Source organism: Gordonia sp. NPDC003422 (assembly GCF_053588675.1).
This window is the reverse complement of the sequence record NZ_JBSFQL010000060.1, coordinates 1-3,960: the sequence shown is the minus strand read 5'-3', so window position 1 is coordinate 3,960 and position 3,960 is coordinate 1. Positions and strand designations below refer to the sequence as shown.

The 3,960-nt window shown below is 64.0% G+C and carries 3 protein-coding genes; all 3 read left to right on the top strand.

The window, feature by feature from the left end; all coding sequences use genetic code 11:
- The first annotated feature begins 195 nt into the window (after positions 1-195).
- The 3 genes from ACWDTF_RS24665 to istB all read left to right on the top strand — a co-directional run bounded on the left by ACWDTF_RS24665 (position 196) and on the right by istB (position 3,802).
- Positions 196-1,475, top strand: a protein-coding gene (locus ACWDTF_RS24665; RefSeq protein ID WP_355279476.1) for an IS3 family transposase whose coding sequence is annotated in 2 segments (ribosomal slippage) — positions 196-478 and positions 478-1,475 — 1,281 coding nt in all. Because the reading frame shifts where the segments join, the coding sequence is not laid out codon by codon here.
- A gap of 114 nt (positions 1,476-1,589) precedes the next feature.
- Entirely contained in the window at positions 1,590-2,939 is a 1,350-nt protein-coding gene (locus tag ACWDTF_RS24660; protein ID WP_240862886.1) for a Mu transposase domain-containing protein, read from the top strand.
- Positions 2,936-3,802: an IS21-like element helper ATPase IstB gene (gene istB / locus ACWDTF_RS24655; protein WP_240862888.1), complete on the top strand. Its 867-nt coding sequence runs from the start codon at positions 2,936-2,938 to the stop codon at positions 3,800-3,802. The genes ACWDTF_RS24660 and istB overlap by 4 nt, the downstream gene beginning before the upstream one ends.
- Positions 3,803-3,960 lie beyond the last annotated feature (158 nt).

Sequence of the window (3,960 nt, the reverse complement as noted above, 5' to 3'; positions counted from 1 at the left end):
TCAACGAGTGGGCCGTCACCGAAGTCGTACTGCAACCACAGCCCGGGTTCGGTGATCCACGGCCGGTGGACTCGTGTGTTCCCCAGTCGCCATTGACGGCGCTCAGGAAAATTCCCCAGTGATGCTCATCTAAATTCCCCACCCTGATCCGTCCCGGGGTTTCCGGAGGGCTCCTCTCAAGGGAGGATGAAACCTATGGCAGCAGGATCGAAGCGGTACTCGGCTGAGTTAAAGCGAGACGCCGTGGACATGGTGGCCCAGTTGGTGGCGCAAGGGTCGGCGGAGTGGCCGGCGATGCGCAAGACCGCGGATCTGCTGGGGGTGACCTCGGCGGAGACTGTTCGTCAGTGGGTTCGTAAGGCCCCGGCCGCTGATGCTGAGGGCGCGACCGCGAAGGCCGACAACGAGGAGATCCGCAGGCTCAAACAGGAGGTCGCCGAGCTCAAACGGGCCAACGGGATTCTGAAGGCGGCGTCGGCTTTCTTCGCGGCCGAGATCGACCGGCCACACCGGTAATTGTGGACTTCATCCGCACCCATCAGGGACACCGGGTGGGTGCTGCGGATGGTCTTATCTGGGGAGTCGATTCGATGTGCGCCGTGCTGTCTGAGCACGGCTGGCGCATCGCCCCGTCCACATACTACGACCACATCAACCGCGGGCCAAGCGTGCGTATGCGCGCTGACGCGCAGGTCATCGATGCGATCTTCATGCTCCGCAAGAACAAACCCCTGACCCGCGTTCTGGGCTCACGAAAGACGTGGATAATGCTGCGCGGCAACGGATTAGATGTTGCTCGGTGCACGGTTGAGCGGGTCATGCGGGAGATGGGATGGCACGGCGCGATCAAGAAGAAGCGGGTGCGCACGACCATTCCTGACACGGCGGCCAAGCGACCGACGGATCTGGTCGACCGGCAGTTCTATGCCGCGGCACCTAACCGCCTGTGGGTGGCCGATTTCACGTACTGCCGCACCGAATCCGGTTGGGCCTACGCTGCATTCGTGACTGACGTGTTCGCCCGCAAGATCGTCGGTTGGAAGGTGGCTACGGAGATGACGGTGAACTTGGTGACCGATGCGATTAACAATGCGATAGACAGCAGAACGCGTTGCGGGGTAGTCGATTTGAGCAAACTGGTCCATCACAGCGACGCCGGATCGCAGTACACTGCCATCGTGTTCGGGCAACGATTGGCCGAGGACGGGATCGCGGCCTCTATCGGCAGCGTCGGGGACAGTTTCGACAATGCCCTGGCCGAATCGGTGAACTCGGACTACAAGAACGAACTGGTCGACAACCAGCCCCTGTTCCATGGAGCTACCGAGCTGTCCCTGGGCACCGCCGAATGGGTGGCGTTCTACAACAGAGAACGGCCACACAGCTACTGCCACGACCTCACCCCCGACCGGGCAGAGCAACTCCACTACGATCGCATGCGCACCCTCAATCCGGAGGAAGCACTCACAACATGAGCTCTCCGGAAATGCCGGGAGGGATCATCCCGCGTGGCACCGCCAGTTAAGGCGGGCCTCCCGTGACGCTGATGGTCTCTGACCACTCACCAGCACACGGGAGGCCCGCTTTTCATGTTGACACGGGAGGACGATGTGGAAGTACACGCATTGCACAAACGGGGGTGGTCGATCTCGGCGATCGCCCGCCATACCGGACGAGACAGGAAGACGATTCGGGCCTACTTGAAGGGGGATCGTGTTCCGGGACAACGCAAGAAGCCAGAGGTCGATCCGTTCGAGCCATATCTGGCCTATGTGACGGCGCGGTTGATCGAGGATCCACATCTGTGGGCGCGCACGCTATGCGACGAACTCGAGGACCTCGGGTTCGATCAGTCGTATCAGACCTTGACCCGCCAGATCCGCCTGCGCGGACTGCGCCCGAAGTGTCAGGCGTGCGCCCAGGTGACCGAACGGGCGAATGCGGTGATCGAGCATCCGCCGGGTGAGGAAACCCAGTGGGATTGGGTGGAGTTACCCAATGCTCCAGCCGAATGGGGTTGGGGTCCAACAGCATTCCTACTAGTCGGCACCTTATCGCATTCGGGTCGGTGGCGCGGTTATCTGGCTCCGGATATGACCCGCCCGCACGTGATCGCCGGCATCGACCGAATCACCCGAAGACTCGGCGGCGTGACGAAGTCGTGGCGGTTCGACCGGATGGCCACGGTGTGTCACCCGGCCAGCGGCAGGTTGACGACCGAGTTCGCCGGGGTCGCCAAGCATTACGGCGTGTCGGTCGATGTCTGCCCACCCCGACGCGGCAACCGCAAAGGGATCGTGGAGAAGTCCAATCACACTGCCGCGCAACGCTGGTGGCGCACCGTGCCGGACGAGATCACCCCCGAACAGGCCCAAACGAGTTGCGACACGTTCTGCCGCACCCGCTCGGATGTGCGGATGCGCCGCACCAAAGATGGCCGGTCGAACGTGGCCACCGTGGCCAAACGCGAGCCCCTGAGCGCCCCGCCAGCGGCCCCGTACCCGGCCACGGTCACCGAGGTGCGCAAAGTGTCGCGTCAGGCGCTGGTGGCGTGGCGAGGCAACCAGTACTCGGTGCCGCCGGAACTGGCGATGAGCGAGGTCACCGTGGCCGAGCGTCTCGGCGGCGGCTATATCGACATCGCCACGGCCTCGGGCATCGTCATCGCGCGGCATCGCCTCGCCGCACCCGGGACCGGGGCTCAAGTGCGTGATCACGGGCATGTCGTGGCCCTGGACACCCTGGCCCAGGCCAGCGCGTCCTCGAGTCGCCGACCGCATCGCCGCAAGGAACGCATCCCACCCGGCGACACCGCCCGCGAGGCTGCAGATGCGTTGCGCCACAACAGCACTGATTCATCCACGACCGACGCTGCCGCGTCGGTGATCGACATGAGCGTCTACGAACGCGCCGCACAGAACAGGACCCACCTGCCATGACCTCCACCAAGGAAACCGCACCGACTGCTACCGCGGCCGAGTCGAATACTGTTGAGCCACAGTCACAGTCAGCGATCTCGGTGTATCAGCAACTGCGTGGACATCTCGCGGCCCTCAAACTCGAGGCCGCCGCCGAAGCCCTGCCGCAAGTGCTGCAGACCGCTGGTGAGCAGGACTGGTCGATGACCCAGACCCTCGAACACCTGCTGGGTATCGAGGTCGACGCCACCGAAGCCCGCCGACTGGCCGGTCGACTACGGTTCGCGTGCCTGCCCACCCCGGCCACCCTCGAGGGTTTCGACTACGACGCCGCTCCCGGGGTGGACCGGGCGTTGATCCGCGAACTCGGCACCTGCGCCTACCTGGAATCGGCGACCAACGTGTTGCTCGTCGGCCCGCCCGGTACCGGCAAAACGCATCTGGCCGTCGGGTTGGCCCATGCCGCCGTGCACGCCGGATACCGCACCTACGTGACGACCGCCGCCGATCTGGCTGCGCGCTGCCACAAAGCGGCGATCGAGGGACGCTGGGCCACTTGCATGCGGTTCTTCGCCGGACCAACTCTTCTCGTGATTGATGAGCTGGGGTATCTTCCGTTGCCGGCCGAGGCCGCGTCAGCATTGTTTCAAGTTGTGGCACAACGATATTTGAAAACCAGTGTCGTGATCACCACCAACCGCTCGGTGGCCGAATGGGGCGAAGTCCTCGGCGACACCACCGTCGCCGCCGCCATGCTCGACCGGCTGCTGCACCGCTCGGTCGTCCTCAAACTCGACGGGGATTCCTACCGACTGCGTGACCACCACGCCCGCACCCAGAACCAGCGGGCAGCTACCGCACCAACCCGGCGGACGCTACAGTAGGAGCCGCCCGCATGGTGGGGAATTTCGGTGAGCACATCTGGGGAGAATTTTCGAGTCCCGTCACCATTGGGTTTTCACTTCCGCGACCGCACGGCGGGTGGTGCGTTGCGCGCCGGTGAAACCCAACGCGACGAGTTTCTCGTGTGCTTTATCGGCGC